The following is a 16,068-nucleotide window of genomic DNA, read 5'->3' on the forward strand; positions in this document are numbered from 1 at the left end:
AGGTCGGGAGGGGGAGCGGGCTGGTGCGGCGATTTTCCGACAGGAAAATTCTGACAAAACCCATGCGCCGGCAAGGCGAAAGAAACGGCCCTGATCATTCTTCCGGTTTCCGCACGGATATGATTCCGCTACGCGCGACCCAAAGCCCATCCCTCCTTCGCAGAAAGGCGCGAAACTGTGGCAGATAATCCCCCGCAACTTCCCCCGCTCACGCCGGCGACGATCCAGCCATTCTTCGATAATTTCGACGATCTTCCGTTCCACAAATATCTCGGCATGCATCTCGTCGCCTATCGCGATGGCTATGCGAAGGTGGAGCTGCACCGCGAGGCGACGACGCCGACCGGGATCGGCGGCAGCGTCAATGGCGGCGTGCTGGCGACGCTCGTCGACATGACGGCTGTGACGGCCGTTCTGGCGGGGCTGCGCGAGGGCGAGCATCCGGCCGGAACAGCGGATATGCAGCTCACCTATCTGCGCCAGACCAAAGGCGAAACGGTGACCTGCGAAGGCCATGTGCTGAAGCGCGGCAAACAGCTCGCGACCGTAGACGTGAAGGTTACCGACGATGCGGACCGGCTCTGCTGTACGGCGCGCGTCCTCTACGCGTTTCGCGCCTGAGCGACGGGGCCGGCAGGTGTCAGCGACCGCCAATCGGGCCGCTCGACATTGCTCGCGCGGCGCCTATGCTCGCCCCCGAATCTCGCCGACACCAGCAGGAGACCGGACCCATGCCGATTACGAAGATCAATCCCGATACGCTGCCCGATGCCGGGGCGCTCGGCTACACGCAGACGGTGACGGCCGCGCCGGGCGAGCTCGTCTTCTGTTCGGGGCAGGTCGCGATCGACCGGGACGGGACGCCCGTGCCCAGCGATCTCGCGGAGCAGGCGAAGGTGGCGGCGAACAATGTGAAGCTGGCGCTCGCCGCAGCCGGCGCGACGCCCGCCGACGTGACGATCGTGCGCCTCTATATCGTCGACATGACGCCGGAGAAGATGGAGGCCGTCGGCAGCGCGCTCCCCGCCCTGTTCGAAGGCACCGCCCCCTGCGCGACCGCGATCGGCGTCCAGTCCCTCGCCGATCCGGAATATCTGGTCGAAATCGAGGTGATGGCGGTGAAGAGTTAGGGGGAAGGGCTTCTCAAGGCGGGATTGGAGCCGGGGGGTGTACCTATGCGGAGCTAGCCGGAAGGCCCGCCGACATCGGTGTCATGGACTCTAAGCCTAATATCAGGAACAAGATCAGCCGGGGTAAATTTACAGCGGTGTTTCTGATCCAATGTCTGACGGCGATAGGAGTGACAGACTTAAGGATTGGCTGAAAACCTACAGATTTGCTGTCGGAATATTTGCCTTTGGCATTGTTGGGACAGCAGTCGCACTATGGTCGTTACAGCCATGGCAGCCAAATCCAACCGCTCAGGACAGGATAGAGCAGCACGGGGATGAATATCACCCCGGCGGCCCCAATTGCCGCCCTGAGGCGCTTGACCGGTTGACCGGCGATAACGCTCGTGTGGAGGCAGAACGATGCGCCGAGAAGGCCCAGCAGCACGCTGCACAGCAAAATGATCTGATCCAACAGCGTCGTATGGCGGAAGCCGCCGAGGCGATGAACAGGCTCACTGCTGTCCAGACCCGAACGCAAACTTTTGAAGCTGTCGTAATCTGGTGGGCGTTCTTGGCTGCTTTCGCCGCCGCATTCTATGCTTGGCGCGCTGCCCAAGCCGCCGAAGGCGAATTGGATCACGCCCGAACCGTTTCCGCACAAGTGATCCGCCCCTATCTCGCGGTGGAAAAGGTTACGTTCGACCTTCGGGACGAACCTAACGAGTCCAAGTTTACCGCCTGCATCAAGAATTTCGGGCAAACGGCTGCGTCCGATTACAGATGCCATCTCCATGTGAAGATTGTCGAGAAGGGTGAGCATCTGACCCTCAGAGAGAAAAAGTCCTTGTCGGTTGACCTGCTCATTGCTCCTGCAAGCTCCCACACAATCAGCGCATGGGCGGTCATATCCGCCGATCAAAAAAGGCAGATCAAGAGACGGGAGAGCCACATTCAAGTTAAGGCTCGCTTCTTCTACGCAGCGGCGGGGAGGCGAAAGCAACATACGCACCGGGCCGTCATCAACGCGGACAACATCGACGAAGGCGTTGCCGCTCGTCGGGACGCTCAGGAGAGCGATGTAGAACAGGACACTTAACCACCCCACGGGCTAACCCCGCGAGGGGCCGAGCTGCCCCTTGGTGCGTTTCCTACATAATGCCAGTGTACCTTGGCTGGGAGGGGGTGAGGACGGGTGCCGTACCGAGCCGAAGGCGAGGTCTGACCGAAAAGACCACTTGTGAACGGAGAGAATAAGTGGGGCGCTTCTGTTGCTCGGTGCGCCCCGGACCGCCGGTTTCCACTTCTGTTGCCGGGCGTGGTCCAGCCCCGTTATTGTCGTTGTAACTTAAGCCGTGAGGCTATCCGTTACGCAGCAATAGCAAGTGCTTCGTTATCGTTGGCACTTATGAGTTTTGAACGGTTTTACGGCGCATTCAGGCCGGGCGAAAAGCATCGTCTTTCAACACACGTCGATCCTGGTTCGGCCCCATCGGGAAACCCGGAACATCCGGGTCTTTTGGTGGAGCCGCCGGGTACTGCCCCCGGGTCCGCTGTGCCTATTTCACGGCGCCGTTTATCGCCATAGCCGGAGAAATCCCCGGCCCCCCCAATATAGGCTTTTCCGCGTTAATGGGAAGTGAGCAGGCGGAGATGGGCGGAAAAGCCCGGTCTGCGGGGTTTTGATGCTCAGAGCCGGCCTGGCGGTCGCGTGCGGAAGAATTTCTTTGTCAGAATTTTTCCTTAGCGGAAAAATCGCCGCACCGGCCCACTCCCCCTCCCGGAGTTTTTTCTCAGAATTTTCCTTGCGGAAAATCGCGGCACCAGCCCTCACCCCCTCCCGACCTCCCAATAAGTGTATCCTGTGGGAGGTCGGGAGGGGGTGAGGGCTGGTGCCGCGCTCGACCGCCGAGGTCGAGTCTGACAAATAAAAACGGCGCCGCCACCCGAAGGCGGGGCGCCGTTTACTGTCATGTCAGAAAATTGAACCGAAACGCGGTTATTCCGCTTCGCGCGCGCCTTCCACATGATCGGCCGCATCTTCGGCGAGGCGGTCGACCTCATCCATCGCTTCGCCTTCGGTCATCTGCCCGGCATCGACTTGGTCGGCGAGCTCATCGCCCATTTCTTCCATCCGGTCGGCGCCCATCTCCGCCGAATCTTCGACCATATCGCCCTCGGCATTATCCGCGGCATCTTCGAGCTCGTCGCCCACTTCGTCGGCGGCGTCTTCCACGCGGTCCTCGGCATCGCTCTGGCAGGCGCCGAGCGAAAGCGCGGCGGTTGCCGCAATGGCAGTCAGAAATGTCTTTTTCATGGGTAGTTCTCCCTCTGTCGTGCGACGGGTTAGCCGCTGGGTAGGATGGGCGCTGGTCCGGATCGGTCGCGCCCCGTTCATCTGTTTCGTTTCGGCCGGCATTTTCTGGGAAAACGGCGCTGCGAGACAAGTCCCGCAACGCCGTCAATGCCATGGGAGGCATTAGCTGTTTTCGTTATCGCTCCCGGGCGTGTCCCCGCGAAGATTATTCCTGGGTGTCGCCGATGCCGGTTTCGCTCGGGGCGATCTCGCCATCATCGTCCATCGCATTCGCGGCTTCCTCGCCCTCTTCCTCGACGATGTCGGCCTGTTCTTCGAGCGACTCTTCCATAGCCTCGGAATCGGCTTCATCGGCCATTTCGTCGATGGCTTCGGCTTCTTCTTCGGCCGCATCTTCGACGGCGTCCGCTTCCTGGCTCTGGCAGGCGCCGAGCGCGAGAGCGGCGGAGGCGGCAACAGTCGTGAAAATCATCTTCTTCATGGTCTATTCCCTGTTCTTATTCGTGGTTTTCGCAGCGCTTCCAAAGCTGCGATCCACCAGTACAATGAGCAAAGCGGATCGATTGTTCCGCGATTTTTAATATTTCTCGAAAAAGCCCGGAAAACGGTCCGTCCAGCCTAGTCGTCGTCTTCCTCGTCTTCGTCTTCTTCGTCGCCCTCTTCGGCTTCGGTGTCTTCGCCGTTATCCCCGCCTTCGCCGGCACAGGCGGCGAGGCTCAGCGAAAATGCGGCGGCAGAGGCGATAAACAATTTGCGCATGGATAGTCCTTCCTTCTTGGGTCGATGAATAGTGCGGTTATTGGCGTTTGAGCTGGTCCCGGATCTCGGTCAGCAGGTCGATCTCGCTCGGGCCGCTATCTTCCTCGGCCGCTGCTTCTTCCTTCTTCGCCATCAGCCTGTTCGCCTGGCGCACCATCAGGAAGATGATGAAGGCGAGGATCAGGAAATTGATCACGACGGTGATGAACTGGCCGATGCCGATCATCGCGACGCCCGCTTCCTTCAGTTCGGCATAGTTGGTGAGCGACCCGGCATAGCCTTCGGGAATCTCGCCCAGACGGATGAACAGCGTCGAAAAGTCCGCGCCGCCGAAAATCCAGCCGACGACCGGCATGATGATGTCTTCGGTCAGCGATGTGGTGATGGTGGCGAAGGCGCCGCCGATGATGACCGCGACGGCCAGATCGATGACATTGCCGCGCGCGATGAAATCCCTGAATTCGCCGAACATATAGGCTCCCCCGATGGCGATCGTCTCGCCCGCGGCTATGACATGGCCGGTCACCGCTGCCAAGCGACGCGGTTTCGCCGCGGGCCGGAATATGCGATTGGCAGGCAGGAACCGGAGAAGGGCAAGAGATGCGGATGATAGGAATGTTGCCGGGCGCGGGAATCGGCTTCGCGCTGGCGCTCGCCGCCTGCAGCGGCGAAGCGGACGCGCAGGCGGAGGACGCGGCGGCCGAGGACGTGTCCGAGGCCGGGGCTGAAACCGGGGCCGAAGGCCATGACGGCGTCTATGCCGAAGACGAAACCGGCGGGCAGGTCGGCGCGGATATCGTCGACCCGCTGAACGAGACGCTGGCCGACTTTCATGCCGAAAGCGGGCGCGACGTGCACCTCATCCTCGCGATGAGCACCGAGGGCCGCGACGTCGAAGCGGTGGCGGAAGAACAACGCGCGGCGCGCGATGCCGACGCGCTGATCTATGTCGCGGGCGCGGATCAGGCGCTAGCCATCGTCGGGCAGGACCTCGAAGCGGCATTCACCGGCGACACCGAACTCGCGATGATCGCGCATTTCGAGGAGAATGAATTGGCCGAGGGGCTGACCATAGGCGTCGACGCCGTCATCGCGCGGCTGAGCGAGTGATGGCTATGCGCGCGATCGCCCCGATAGTCGCGCTCGGCATGACGCTGGCCGGTTGCGGTGCGCCGGCCGGCGACGAAGCGCCCGCCGAGGAGGTGGCCGAGGCACCGGCATTCACGCCCAATCCGCTCGGCTATATCCGCGACCTCGGCCTGATCGACGAGGATCTGAATGCGGCGCTCAACGAGCGGCTCGAAAATTTTCACCGCGAGACCGGCCATGAAATCCATATCGCGGTCATCCTGACGACCGACGAGCAGGATGTGGCCGAGCATGCCGCCGAGATGATCGGCACGCGCAATATCAGCGAGGACGGCGCGCTCATCCTGGTCGCGCTTGCGGACGAAAATATCGCCATCGTCCCGGCGGCCGGGATCGCCGACAGGTTGCCGCCCGATTTCGTCGACGGAATCGAGGCGGAGATGGCTGCACGCTTCGACAGGCGCGAAATCCGCGAGGGCCTGACCGGCGCGGTCGACGCACTGACCGAGCGGCTCGGCGAATAGGCGACCCGGACGCGCTTTATTCCCGGCCGCAGGCATGGCATAGGCGGCGCGACCAGAAGGAGGGGCACATGAAAAAGACATTCACGGCAATCATCGGTGCGGCGGGCCTGAGCATGGCGCTGGCGGCTTGCAGCGGCGGCGAAGAGGCGGCCGACGCCACCGAGGAAACGGCGGAAGCCGAAGCCGAAGCGGTCGAGGCGCCAGACGCCTTTATCGTCGACCAGACCGGGCAGCTCGCCGGCGAACTCGGCGAAACCATGGCCGCGGTCGACACGCGGCTTGGCGAACATTTCGCGGAAACCGGGCACAATGTGCAGATCCTGATCGTCGATACGACGGAAGGCGGAGACATCGGCGCGGCCGCGACCGCCGCGATGGGCGAAGCCGGCTCCGACGCGATGATCTATGTCGCCGCGGGCGACCAGCGGATCGGCGTTGTCGGCGAAGGCATCGATGCCGCAGAAGGCGAACAGATCGCCAGCGATATGGCCGACGCCTTCGACAATGAGGATTTCGACGGCGGGTTCATGAACGGCATCGACGCCACCGCCGCGGCGATGAGCAACTAGCCGCGAAACGCGATCGGCGCATCCTTGCTGCGCAGGACAGAGTATCGGTAGCCAGGCAGGAAGGCGCAGCGTTGTGACGGACGACCGCATCACTCATTGGTCGGGCAAGTATCTCGCGATCCATCAGGAGGGCCGCTGGGAATATGTCGGCCGTGTGCGCGGCATCGGCGCGGCCGCCATTCTCGCGATCGATGGTGATCATGTGATCCTCGTCGAGCAATATCGGGTGCCGCTGAACGCGAACTGCCTCGAATTTCCGGCCGGGCTGGTCGGCGACAATCAGGACGGCGAGACGCCGGAAGACGCGGCGATCAAGGAGCTGGAAGAGGAAACCGGCTATCGGGCGGGCAGGGTCGAGAATTGCGGGCGCTTCTGCTCGTCACCGGGCATGACCAGCGAGACCTTCACCCTGTTCCGCGCGAGCGCGCTGGAAAAGGTCGGCGAAGGCGGCGGGACGGCGCATGAGAATATCACCGTCCACCGGGTATCCCTCGCGGGCATCGCCGATTTCGTCGATGCGAAGCGCGAAGAGGGCTGCGTGATCGATGTGCGGGTCATGGCGCTGCTGATGGCCGGGTGGCTGCCGGCAGCGCCATGATCCCGTCGGACGGCCACGCATCTATCGCGCGCATTGCCGGGCGATAAGGACGCGGCGGTCGCGCGCGGCGAAACCTGTGTCCGAACGCACCGCATGGGCCGACAAGGCCGGATGCGCGACCTCGTCCACGATACTGGAGACCAGTTCCCGGCGGCAGGCATTGCGGTCCGACAGGCGATGCAGGTCCGACATGCTCTCGCAGGCCGCGCGGGCGTGGCGCTGGATGCGCGAATAGAGCGCGGCAACGCCCTCTTCGCTCGACAGCTCGGCAGGCGCGATGGCGATCTCCACGCTTTGCGCAGTCGCGGGCTCGGCCGGGGCCAGTATGGACAGGCCTGCAACGCCGGCGATCATGATAGTGCGGAACATCATTCTTCTCCTTCAAGCGGTTTTCGGGCGTCCGGGCCGTGCGCCGCGGACAGCGCCGGATTGACCGAAAAGCGCCTCCCCAGCCTCGCGATTTTCGAAATCGGCTATCCGCATCCGGAATCGATCAGCGGCGACAAAAGCCCGGTTTTCGGCGATTTCGCGCGCCAATCCCCGCCGTCACTCGCCAGCACACCGGAAATGCAGCAGACTGCGGTCGATGCCCGATATCGTCCTCATTCACAGCCCGCTGGTCGGCCCGGCATCGCTCGCGCCGACGCGCGCTGCGCTCGAAAAGCGGGGTAGGGCCTGCCACCTGCCGGTCGCCTGTCGCGCCGGCGAGGCCGTGCCCGCATGGCGCGACTGGCCGGCGCGGCTTGCGGCAGAGCTGCCCGCGATGGAGAGGCCGGTGATCGCCGGGCACAGCATGGGCGGGCTGCTCGCCGCGCGGCTGGCGGCCGATCTCAACGCATCGGGCATGATCTGCCTCGACGCCGCGATACCGCCGGAAAGCGGCACCGTGCTGCCCGTCGAGCCGTCTTTCCGCGCGTTTCTCGATACGTTGCCGTTGGATGATCGGTTGCTGCCGCCGTGGAACGACTGGTGGCCGAACGACATATTCGACGGCGCGGACGTTTCCGATGCCGAACGGGACGCGTTTCTCGCCGATATCCCTCCGCTGCGCCTCGACTGGTTCGACGACGCGATCGCGATGCCCGACTGGTCGGGCACAGCGCGCGCCTATTTGCGCACGTCGCTCTCTTTCGTGGAAGAGGCGCGCCGGGCCGAAGCGCGCGGCTGGCCCGTGGTGCGCCTGAAGGGCACGCATCTCCATCCGCTCGCCGAACCGGACGAAACGGCGGACGCTATCCTGCAATGCTGCGCGGCGATGGGAATCGATTAAGCGAGCGGCCCGCCGCCCGGCGCAACCCGTTGAGAAACCAACAGCATCATAAGCGCGCGCTTATGGCGCCTGCATAAGCGCGCTGCCAATGGCGGCCGCCTGTTCCGGCGCCCACCTCCGTCTCCAGCCGAATCATTCACGGGAGACGAGAGATGACCGAAGCCGCCGCCGTCCCGCATCGCTGGGATCCGCTGATCAAGATCATTCACTGGGGCATGGTGTCCGCGATCATCGTGAACGCGCTGATCGTCGAAGAGGGATCGGTGGTCCATATCTGGGCCGGCTATGCGCTGGGCGGATTGCTCGCGATCCGCCTGGTCTGGGGAGTGATCGGGCCGAGAAACGCGCGGTTCACCGCCTTCCCGCCGAGCCCGAAACGCGCGATATCGCATATCCGCGGCATTCTCGCAGGACGCGCTGAACGGCATCGATCGCACAATCCGCTCGGCGCATTGATGGTCTATGCGATCTGGTCGTGCCTCGCCCTGATCGTCGCCACCGGCATAGCCATGGCCGGGCCGCCGCCCGGGCTTGACGGATCGCTCCCCGCCAATGAAGCCTTGTTCGCGGAAGAATATGAAGCCGGCGAATATGGCCATGGCGAAGACGATCATGACGGATACGGCGATGAGGACGATGAGCATGAAGACGACGAGGGTGAGGGGGTGATCGAGGAAGTGCATGAGACCGCCGTCAACCTGCTCTACCTGCTGATCGGCCTCCACATTCTCGGCGTCATTTTCGAATCTGTGCGGACGCGCGGCGATACGGTGCGCGCGATGCTGCCCGGCCGCCGGTGACCGGGAAGGCGCCCGCAGACGATGGCGGCCGCCGAACGCTGGCGGTCGCCGCGATCGTCGTCGTACAGGCGGTCGCCGCGATCTTCTTCGTCGCCGACGCGATCGCCGACGTCGCGACCGAAGGCATCGGCGCGCATGTCGTGATCGAATCGATGATCGCGTTCGCACTGCTCGCGGGCGTGTGTATCGGCGCCTTTCAGTTGCGCGCGATGATCGCCGAGGCGCGGCGGCGCGAAGCCGCGCTGGCGATGGCCCGCGGCGCGGTCGCCGAGGTGATCGAAATGCGATTCGCCCAGTGGCGGCTGACGGCAGCGGAGGCCGATGTCGCGCTGTTCGCGCTCAAAGGCCTGGAGGTTGCCGAGATCGCGCGGCTGCGCGGCGTGGCCGAGGGCACGGTCCGCGCGCAGCTGACGCGAATCTACGCCAAGGCGGGCGTCTCCTCGCGCGCGGAATTGCTGAGCCTGTTTTTCGACGATCTGCTCGACGCGCCGGTCAATGCCGATCGCCGCTAGACGGCCCTATTTGAAATTGTTGGCGTAAACGGTGCGGCAGCGGGATTCGCGGTAAAGTACGAATTCTGCTATGGAAATCTTGCGCAAAGGAGACTTCCAAATGCATAGATCCTTGCTTTTCGGCCTTGCGACGATCGGCGCGTTCGCCATTACGCAGCCGGCTCTGGCCCAATCCGAAACCGCCGCCACCGATGCGGATAGCGCGCGCAGCACCAGCCCGATCCGCAATCCCGACCAGATCCGATGCCAGCGGCGTCCGGTCACCGGTTCGCTCTATCGCACCATGCGCGTGTGTCTCACGAACCGGCAATGGGAGCAGCTGTTCCAGGAGGGCAATCGCGACGCCTATCGCATCTTCGACGCCGGGCGTATCAATTCGCTGCGCGGCGGCTAGCGTCGCACGCTATTTGAAATTGTCGGCGTAGGCCTGGATTTTGAGCTTGCGCTCCGGCCCCGGCACCACCGTGTAGGCGATGCCCTGCTTGTCGGCATAGGCCGTCGCGGCTTCGAGCGTCGGGAAGGTCAGGCGGACCTGTCGGTTGGTGTCGGACGACCCGGCCCAGCCCATCAGCGGATCAGCGCGCTGCGCCTCGCTCGGCTCGAACTCGAGCGTCCACAGCCCGACCCTGTGGCGGCCCGACTGCATCGCATTCTTCATCCGTTGATAGATACGCGCGGACATTGCTGTTCCCTGCTCACTGAATGCTGCGGAAATGCCGCAGATCGCGGCGCGGCGTCAATCGGTTTTTCGAAACGGGTACAAAAGCAGTTTCCCGAAACTCCGGTCATGCTCGCCTTCTACGCCGATCGGCATCCCGATGGTGCGCGGCTTGGGATTGCGCGAGCCGAACAGCCGGTCCCACACCGAAAGGATCGCCGTGTAGTTGCTGTCGGTATCAACCTGCTTCTTGTGGTGATGCATCCAGTGGATCGACGGGGTGACGATCAGATAGGACAGCGCTTTCTCGAACCGCTCGGGCAGCCGGATGTTCGAATGGTGGAATACGGCATTGGCCGTCAGGATCGCCTCGAACAGCAGCAGGGTCGCCGCATCGATCCCGAAGGCGAGCGCCGGGATCAGCCGCGCCGCAGCCGAGATCAGGATTTCGCCGAAATGGAAGCGGAAGGCCGAACTCGCATCGAGATGATCGTCGAGATGGTGCGGCGCGTGGAAGCGCCAGAGGAAGGATATCTCGTGATAGGCCCGGTGCATCCCGTAGGTCCAGATATCCAGGATCAGCAGTTGCACCAGCAGCGCGCCGATCGGCCCGAGCGCGTCCAGCGGCACCAGCGGTTCCACGCCGCCCGCGATCCGCCCGGTCAGCGTCAGCAGGAGCGGCGCGGCGGTCAGCGCGATCAGCCCGAGCCCGATATTGCGCAGGATCCGGCGGCGGTTGTCGGCGGGCGGCGTCTGTGCGACGGCCAGCCGCTCGAGCAGGAAGACCAGCCCGACCCACAGCGCCAGTGCGCCCGTCAGCCAGAGATCGCTCATGCCTCTCTCTTGGCGTCCGCGAACCGCCGGGCGACGCGCGTCTGCCAGAGCATCAGCAGCGGCACGACGCCCAATTCCATCACCAGCCCGAACCGATGGCCCTCCGAGGCCAGCCCATATTCCGCCGCCGACCAGGCCCGCGCCAGCCCGCCCGTCACGACCATCGCGCCCAATAGGCGGAAGCGCGCCGTCTTGCGCTCGATCCCCGGCACGCAGCTCGCAAAACCGACGCCCAGCATGAAGAAAATGCCCGAAAGATAGCGGAAATGGCTGTCGAGATCGCGGACCGGCGGATCGTCGATGCCCGACAGGATCGAGGGGCCGATGACGACGCTCGCCGCGCCCACCGAGAGCGGAACGAGACAGGCAATGCCCGCCGCGATCTGCAGCGCGCGTTTCTCCGCCTGCCGGTTCACGGGCCGGGCTTGCCGAGCAGGTCGGCGCGGACATGGATCGACTTGTTCGCCAGATAGACTTCGAAGAGGAAGGCGATCAGGCCGAGGATCAGCAAGCCCATCGCCGCGACGAAGACGACCGTTACCGCGCCGGTGAGCTCCTGCGCGAGCAGGCGCGTCGCGAACAGCCCGGCGACGACAAGGCATACGGCGATCATCGAGATCGTGCCGAACAGGATGGAAAGGCCGGTGACCGTCATCCGCCGGTCGAGCATTTTGAGCTCGCGCAGGCAATCGTCATGCTCGGGACCCGGTTCGCGCGGCAGGATATCGGCGATGATCCGCGCGCGATCGACGACCCGGCCCAGCCGCCCGGTGGCGAGGATCAGGAACTGCCCGATCCCGACGAGCAGAAAGGCGGGCGCCAGCGCCAGCTCGATCGTGAGCGCGATATCGGTGGGCATGGAATCGGTCATGCCCTCTCCATCCGCGCTGGTCCGGGCCCGGTCAAGCGGGCGGGCGCCGGGCTCACACCATTTTCCGGGTTTCGCTGCACTGCAAAAAAGCGCATGGCGGATCCATGGCACATGCAGCGCCTGCCGAGCCGGCCCGAAAGGCGCCGGGCTTTCGCGAATTTGTCGCGATGGTCGCCACGCTGATGGCGATGACGGCGCTCGCCATCGACGCGATGCTGCCCGCCCTGCCCGCCATCGGCGAGGCGCTGAACGTGACCGAGGATAACGACCGCCAGCTCGTGATCGGCGCGCTGCTCCTGGGCTTCGGCCTCGCCCAGATCGTTCACGGGCCTTTGTCCGACCGGTTCGGGCGCCGCCCGCTGCTCGTCGGAGGCCTGGGTCTCTATGCGGCTTCCAGCGTCGTCGCCGCCTTCGCCCAGTCCTTCGAGCTGCTGCTCGCCGCGCGTTTCGCGCAGGGCATCGCCGTCGCCGCGACGCGCGTGCTCGCCGTCTCGATCGTCCGAGACCTCTATGTCGGACGCAAGATGGCGCAGGTCATGTCCTTCGCGATGATGGTGTTCATGGCGGTGCCCGTGCTCGCCCCGCTGTTCGGCGAGATCATCATCCAGATCGCGAACTGGCGCTGGATCTTCTGGATGTTCGCCGGCATCGGCATCGCCGTCGGGCTGTGGATCGGATTGCGGCTGCCCGAAACGCTGGAACCCGAGGACCGCTTGCCGCTCACCCCGCGCCGCGTCGGCCGCGGCTGGAAACAGACGCTGACCGACCGCAAGTCGCTCGGCTATATGCTGGCCTCGGCGTTGCTCTCGGGCGCGCTGTTCGGCTTCATCAACTCGATCCAGCAGGTCATCTACGACACGTTCGACCGACCCGAGATGCTCGTGCCGGCCTTCGCGCTGATCGCGGGTGCGATGTCGGCGGCCTCGCTGCTCAATTCGCGTATCGTGCTCCGGCTCGGCACGCGGCTCGTGTCGCACAGCGCGCTGCTCGTCTTTATCGGGCTCGCCATCGCCTCGACCGTCACGGCCTTTGCGGACAGCAAGTCCTTCTGGCTGTTCCTGATCCTGCTGTCGGCCAATATGGGAGCCTTCGGCCTGTGCGGCGCGAATTTCGGCGCGATGGCGATGGAGGAGATGGGCGCGATCGCGGGCACGGCCAGTTCGGTCCAGGGCGCGATCGGCGTGCTTTTCGGCGCGATCATCGGCGGCAGCATCGGGCAGATGTATGACGGCACGACCCTGCCGCTGTCGCTCGGCTATCTGGTATGCGGCCTGCTGGCGCTCGTCTGCGTGTTCATCACCGAGCGCGGGCGGTTGTTCCGCGAGGATGAACTGGCGGAGGCGCCGGTACGGGTGTGATGAGTTCTGTCTGTCAGGCTCGACCTGTCGGTCGAGCGCCGCACCGGCCCTCTCCCCCTCCCGACCTCCCATTGAGTGTACCCTAGTTGGGAGGTCGGGAGGGGGAGAGGGCCGGTGCGGCGACATTGCGACAGCAATGTTCTGACAAATGAATCCTTCCCGCTAATCCCCTGCATCCATCAACCGGATAAACCGCATCCCCGCGCCGAATTCGCGGCGGCGGGCGTCGCGGTCTGCGATCGCTTCCTCGTCCTCGCCCCATTGGCTCGCCTGCCAGTCCTCATCGACGCGCGTCGCGGCCCAGACCGTGTCTTCGTCGAACGCGTTTTCGGCGAGCGCGAGCGCAGCGACGAGCGAGCCGCCGATCCGCACGATCGGCGAGAGGCCGGCGAGGCGGAAGGGATCGTACGCCTCGGTCGCGCCGCGCAGCCGCGTCACCGTCGATTCCGGTTGCGGGCGATGGACGATCCCCGTGATCGTTTCGAAGCCGATATCGAACCGTTTCTGCGCCCATTCGAGCAGCGGGTCCCAGGCTTCGGACTGGTTGGCGACGAGCTCGGCCGGGCTGTCAGCCCGATAGCAGAGCAGGTCCGTCTCTCCATATTGGGCGAGCTCGGCGGCGAATTCGGTCGCGTTCGGCGCGACCCTGTCGATCGCGGCATTGGCAAGCCCCGTCAGCGGCATGGCCGCCGGATCGATATCGCCCTCCTGCCCCGCCCATTCGGCGGCGATGGCGTCGGCGAGCTTGCGCGCGGGCACGGCGAGCGATTTGCGGCCGGGCGTCTTTACCGGCCGCTCGTCGAGGGCGATCGCCCAGCCATCGGTGGTCCGCACCGCGTCGGCTTTCTCGTAGAATCGTTTCATGGCCCTATGGTGCGCTAGACCTGTGTCATTCCTGTGGCGGGCTTTTCCACTTTCCGGCCAAAATCACCGGCAGCACGAGCGCTTCAAACAGGCCGAGCGCGAACAGCGGGATGCCGAGCGCCGGCCAGCCGCCCTCGCGCAATATGTCGCCGGCCCATATCCACATGCCGAGGATCATCACGATGATCCCGGTAAAGCGCAGCAGTTGCAGCATCTGGAAGCGCGACTTGGCGAGGCGCTCCTGGTCTTCAGGGGTCATCGATGGTCCTCCAGGATGGCGGCGATATCGGCAGGTGAATCGAGCACGACATCGGCGCCGGCCGCTTCGAGCTCATGCGCGTCATGATAGCCCCAGGCGACGCCCACGGCCAGCATGTTGGCCGAGCGCGCCATCGCCATGTCGAAGGTCGTATCGCCGATCATCGCGCTGGTGCTCGGCTCCGCGCCGGCATCCGCCATACAGGCGTCCAGCATGGCCGGGCTCGGCTTGGACGGGTGCCGGTCCGCTGTGTGGAGCGCGACGAACCTGTCGGTGAGGCCATGCGCTTCGAGCACGAAAGCGAGGCCGCGATCCGACTTGCCGGTCGCGACGCCGAGCAGCCAGCCCGCGCTTTCCAGCGCATCAAGCGTTTCCGTGATGCCGTCATAGAGCGGTTCATGAACGACGCCCGCCGTGCGCAGGCCGGCAAAGGCGCGCTTGTAATCCTCGGCGAGCGCGCGATGCTGATCGGGATCGGCATCGGGGAGCAGCCGGTGCATCGCTTCTACGAGACTTAAACCCACGACGCGGCGCGTATGGTCGCGCGGCGGCGCGGCGAGCCCGTGCAGCTCGAACGCCTGCTCCATCGCCATGCAGATATTGGCCTGGCTGTCGACGAGCGTGCCGTCGCAATCGAAGATGGCGAGCCGGTTGCTCATGTGCGGCCCCGCTGACCGCGACTGCGCCGTTCGCCGCGGCGCGCCTTGCGGCGGTCCTTGGCATGGGCTTTCGCCGCACGCTTCTGCGCCTGTTTCGGGTCTTCGGGCGGCGGCTCGGCAAAGGCCGCATCGCCGAGTTCGGGCGAGAAGCCGAGCGCGGCGAGGCTGTTGGCGAAATGCTCGGGCAAGTCGGCGGTCACATCGAGCTGCCCGCCATCGGGATGCGGCAGGCGCAGCCGCCGGGCATGGAGGTGCAGCTTGCGGCTTATCCCGCCGGTCAGGAACGCGTCCGGCCCGCCATATTTGCCGTCGCCGACGATCGGATGGCCGATCGCCGCCATATGGACGCGCAGCTGGTGGGTGCGGCCCGTATAGGGCTGGAGCGCCACGAACGCCGCGCGGTTCCCGGCACGCTCGACCACCTGATAGCGGGTCTTGGACGGCTGCCCCTCGTCGAACACATGCATCTTCTCCCCGCCCGTGCCCGGTTGTTTGGCAAGCGGCAGGTCTATGACACCGTCTTCGATCTCGGGCACGCCGATCACGATGGCCCAATAAATCTTGGTCGCCTTGCGCGTCGAAAAGGTCTTGGAGAAAAAGGCTGCCGCGCGCGGCGTGCGCGCGACGAGCAGGACGCCGCTCGTATCCTTGTCGAGCCGGTGGACGAGCTTGGGCCGCCCCTCCGCGCCGTATTGCAGCGCGTCGAGCAGCCCGTCGACATGATCCTTGGTCTTGGTGCCGCCCTGGGTCGCAAGGCCCGGCGGCTTGTTGAGGACGAGCGCGCTCTTGTCGCGATGGAAATCGAGCGTTTGCGCGAAATCGATCTGGTCCTGGCTGAGCGGCGGGCGTTCCTTTTTCGGTTGCTGCGACTTGGGCGGTTCGGCCGGGGGGACGCGGATCACCTGGCCTGACGCAATGCGATCGCCGGGTGCGGCGCGCTTGCCGTCGAGCCGGAGCTGCCCGGTCCGCGCCCAGCGCGAGACGATGTTGAACGTCGCTTCGGGCAGGTTGCGCTTGA

26 protein-coding genes and 1 other RNA gene are annotated in these 16,068 nt (G+C 64.8%); 13 read left to right on the forward strand and 14 right to left on the reverse strand.

What is annotated here, in order from left to right; all coding sequences use genetic code 11:
- The first annotated feature begins 177 nt into the window (after positions 1 to 177).
- The 4 genes from ACTS1Z_RS11515 (at position 178) to ACTS1Z_RS11530 (ending at position 2,208) form a co-directional block, all read left to right on the forward strand.
- The gene (locus ACTS1Z_RS11515; RefSeq protein ID WP_442624610.1) at positions 178 to 621 is read left to right on the forward strand and encodes a PaaI family thioesterase; all 444 of its coding nucleotides are present in this window, start codon (positions 178 to 180) and stop codon (positions 619 to 621) included.
- Between the two features lie 110 nt (positions 622 to 731).
- Entirely contained in the window at positions 732 to 1,130 is a 399-nt protein-coding gene (locus ACTS1Z_RS11520; RefSeq protein ID WP_442624611.1) for a RidA family protein, read from the forward strand.
- Between the two features lie 83 nt (positions 1,131 to 1,213).
- Entirely contained in the window at positions 1,214 to 1,324 is a 111-nt protein-coding gene (locus ACTS1Z_RS11525; protein WP_442624612.1) for a DUF6471 domain-containing protein, read from the forward strand.
- Positions 1,282 to 2,208, forward strand: coding sequence for a hypothetical protein (locus ACTS1Z_RS11530; RefSeq protein ID WP_442624635.1), 927 nt, complete (start codon positions 1,282 to 1,284; stop codon positions 2,206 to 2,208). Before ACTS1Z_RS11525 ends, ACTS1Z_RS11530 begins: the two co-directional genes overlap by 43 nt.
- Before the next feature lie 196 nt (positions 2,209 to 2,404).
- On the opposite strand, the gene ssrA is transcribed toward ACTS1Z_RS11530, so the two are convergent.
- From ssrA to mscL, 5 genes are all read right to left on the reverse strand, one after another.
- Positions 2,405 to 2,752: a transfer-messenger RNA gene (gene ssrA / locus ACTS1Z_RS11535) on the reverse strand.
- Positions 2,753 to 3,108: 356 nt separating this feature from the next.
- Entirely contained in the window at positions 3,109 to 3,426 is a 318-nt protein-coding gene (locus ACTS1Z_RS11540) for a hypothetical protein (RefSeq protein ID WP_442624613.1), read from the reverse strand.
- A gap of 205 nt (positions 3,427 to 3,631) precedes the next feature.
- Positions 3,632 to 3,907 carry a hypothetical protein gene (locus ACTS1Z_RS11545; protein WP_442624614.1) on the reverse strand — a complete coding sequence of 92 codons (276 nt, stop codon included), beginning with the start codon at positions 3,905 to 3,907 and terminating at the stop codon, positions 3,632 to 3,634.
- Between the two features lie 137 nt (positions 3,908 to 4,044).
- Positions 4,045 to 4,185 carry a hypothetical protein gene (locus ACTS1Z_RS11550; RefSeq protein ID WP_442624615.1) on the reverse strand — a complete coding sequence of 47 codons (141 nt, stop codon included), beginning with the start codon at positions 4,183 to 4,185 and terminating at the stop codon, positions 4,045 to 4,047.
- A 37-nt stretch (positions 4,186 to 4,222) separates the two neighbouring features.
- Positions 4,223 to 4,657 (reverse strand): large conductance mechanosensitive channel protein MscL, encoded by a 435-nt coding sequence (mscL, locus tag ACTS1Z_RS11555; protein WP_442624634.1) that lies wholly within the window; start codon positions 4,655 to 4,657, stop codon positions 4,223 to 4,225.
- A 134-nt stretch (positions 4,658 to 4,791) separates the two neighbouring features.
- On the opposite strand from mscL, the gene ACTS1Z_RS11560 reads away from it, so the two are divergent.
- From ACTS1Z_RS11560 to ACTS1Z_RS11575, 4 genes are all read left to right on the forward strand, one after another.
- The gene (locus ACTS1Z_RS11560; protein ID WP_442624616.1) at positions 4,792 to 5,295 is read left to right on the forward strand and encodes a hypothetical protein; all 504 of its coding nucleotides are present in this window, start codon (positions 4,792 to 4,794) and stop codon (positions 5,293 to 5,295) included.
- On the forward strand, positions 5,295 to 5,798 hold the full coding sequence (locus tag ACTS1Z_RS11565; protein ID WP_442624617.1) for a TPM domain-containing protein: 504 nt from the start codon (positions 5,295 to 5,297) through the stop codon (positions 5,796 to 5,798). The genes ACTS1Z_RS11560 and ACTS1Z_RS11565 overlap by 1 nt, the downstream gene beginning before the upstream one ends.
- A 68-nt stretch (positions 5,799 to 5,866) precedes the next feature.
- On the forward strand, positions 5,867 to 6,367 hold the full coding sequence (locus tag ACTS1Z_RS11570) for a TPM domain-containing protein (RefSeq protein ID WP_442624618.1): 501 nt from the start codon (positions 5,867 to 5,869) through the stop codon (positions 6,365 to 6,367).
- Between the two features lie 73 nt (positions 6,368 to 6,440).
- Positions 6,441 to 6,965 carry an NUDIX hydrolase gene (locus ACTS1Z_RS11575; protein WP_442624619.1) on the forward strand — a complete coding sequence of 175 codons (525 nt, stop codon included), beginning with the start codon at positions 6,441 to 6,443 and terminating at the stop codon, positions 6,963 to 6,965.
- A 21-nt stretch (positions 6,966 to 6,986) separates the two neighbouring features.
- Here the strand turns inward: ACTS1Z_RS11575 and ACTS1Z_RS11580 are convergent, their stop codons facing one another.
- Complete coding sequence (locus tag ACTS1Z_RS11580; RefSeq protein WP_442624620.1) at positions 6,987 to 7,334, reverse strand: UrcA family protein; 348 nt, start codon at positions 7,332 to 7,334, stop codon at positions 6,987 to 6,989.
- Between the two features lie 217 nt (positions 7,335 to 7,551).
- On the opposite strand from ACTS1Z_RS11580, the gene ACTS1Z_RS11585 reads away from it, so the two are divergent.
- The 4 genes from ACTS1Z_RS11585 (at position 7,552) to ACTS1Z_RS11600 (ending at position 9,941) form a co-directional block, all read left to right on the forward strand.
- A complete protein-coding gene (locus ACTS1Z_RS11585) occupies positions 7,552 to 8,235 on the forward strand; it encodes an alpha/beta hydrolase (protein WP_442624621.1) in 684 nt (227 codons plus the stop codon).
- Between the two features lie 152 nt (positions 8,236 to 8,387).
- Entirely contained in the window at positions 8,388 to 9,035 is a 648-nt protein-coding gene (locus ACTS1Z_RS11590) for a cytochrome b/b6 domain-containing protein (protein ID WP_442624622.1), read from the forward strand.
- Positions 9,032 to 9,547 carry a LuxR C-terminal-related transcriptional regulator gene (locus tag ACTS1Z_RS11595; protein WP_442624623.1) on the forward strand — a complete coding sequence of 172 codons (516 nt, stop codon included), beginning with the start codon at positions 9,032 to 9,034 and terminating at the stop codon, positions 9,545 to 9,547. The genes ACTS1Z_RS11590 and ACTS1Z_RS11595 overlap by 4 nt, the downstream gene beginning before the upstream one ends.
- A gap of 100 nt (positions 9,548 to 9,647) precedes the next feature.
- Positions 9,648 to 9,941 (forward strand): hypothetical protein, encoded by a 294-nt coding sequence (locus tag ACTS1Z_RS11600; RefSeq protein ID WP_442624624.1) that lies wholly within the window; start codon positions 9,648 to 9,650, stop codon positions 9,939 to 9,941.
- A 9-nt stretch (positions 9,942 to 9,950) separates the two neighbouring features.
- Here the strand turns inward: ACTS1Z_RS11600 and ACTS1Z_RS11605 are convergent, their stop codons facing one another.
- The 4 genes from ACTS1Z_RS11605 to ACTS1Z_RS11620 are packed head-to-tail and all read right to left on the reverse strand — an operon-like array spanning position 9,951 to position 11,910.
- Entirely contained in the window at positions 9,951 to 10,229 is a 279-nt protein-coding gene (locus ACTS1Z_RS11605) for an ETC complex I subunit (RefSeq protein ID WP_442624625.1), read from the reverse strand.
- A 54-nt stretch (positions 10,230 to 10,283) separates the two neighbouring features.
- Positions 10,284 to 11,039, reverse strand: coding sequence for a sterol desaturase family protein (locus ACTS1Z_RS11610; protein ID WP_442624626.1), 756 nt, complete (start codon positions 11,037 to 11,039; stop codon positions 10,284 to 10,286).
- Positions 11,036 to 11,455, reverse strand: coding sequence for a DUF4345 domain-containing protein (locus ACTS1Z_RS11615; protein ID WP_442624627.1), 420 nt, complete (start codon positions 11,453 to 11,455; stop codon positions 11,036 to 11,038). The genes ACTS1Z_RS11610 and ACTS1Z_RS11615 overlap by 4 nt, the downstream gene beginning before the upstream one ends.
- Positions 11,452 to 11,910, reverse strand: coding sequence for a DUF2721 domain-containing protein (locus ACTS1Z_RS11620; RefSeq protein WP_442624628.1), 459 nt, complete (start codon positions 11,908 to 11,910; stop codon positions 11,452 to 11,454). The genes ACTS1Z_RS11615 and ACTS1Z_RS11620 overlap by 4 nt, the downstream gene beginning before the upstream one ends.
- A 104-nt stretch (positions 11,911 to 12,014) precedes the next feature.
- Between ACTS1Z_RS11620 and ACTS1Z_RS11625 the strand changes: the two genes are divergently transcribed.
- Complete coding sequence (locus tag ACTS1Z_RS11625) at positions 12,015 to 13,268, forward strand: multidrug effflux MFS transporter (RefSeq protein ID WP_442624629.1); 1,254 nt, start codon at positions 12,015 to 12,017, stop codon at positions 13,266 to 13,268.
- A gap of 162 nt (positions 13,269 to 13,430) precedes the next feature.
- Here the strand turns inward: ACTS1Z_RS11625 and ACTS1Z_RS11630 are convergent, their stop codons facing one another.
- From ACTS1Z_RS11630 to ACTS1Z_RS11645, 4 genes are all read right to left on the reverse strand, one after another.
- Positions 13,431 to 14,132, reverse strand: coding sequence for an ATP12 family chaperone protein (locus ACTS1Z_RS11630; RefSeq protein ID WP_442624630.1), 702 nt, complete (start codon positions 14,130 to 14,132; stop codon positions 13,431 to 13,433).
- Between the two features lie 25 nt (positions 14,133 to 14,157).
- Positions 14,158 to 14,391: a hypothetical protein gene (locus tag ACTS1Z_RS11635; protein WP_442624631.1), complete on the reverse strand. Its 234-nt coding sequence runs from the start codon at positions 14,389 to 14,391 to the stop codon at positions 14,158 to 14,160.
- Positions 14,388 to 15,050 carry an HAD-IA family hydrolase gene (locus ACTS1Z_RS11640; RefSeq protein ID WP_442624632.1) on the reverse strand — a complete coding sequence of 221 codons (663 nt, stop codon included), beginning with the start codon at positions 15,048 to 15,050 and terminating at the stop codon, positions 14,388 to 14,390. Before ACTS1Z_RS11640 ends, ACTS1Z_RS11635 begins: the two co-directional genes overlap by 4 nt.
- On the reverse strand, positions 15,047 to 16,068 hold a 1,022-nt coding region (locus ACTS1Z_RS11645), incomplete at its 5' end, for an RluA family pseudouridine synthase (RefSeq protein ID WP_442624633.1). The genes ACTS1Z_RS11640 and ACTS1Z_RS11645, both read right to left, overlap by 4 nt.

The sequence above is a fragment of the Parasphingopyxis sp. genome, assembly GCF_052168295.1.
Lineage (GTDB): Bacteria > Pseudomonadota > Alphaproteobacteria > Sphingomonadales > Sphingomonadaceae > Parasphingopyxis.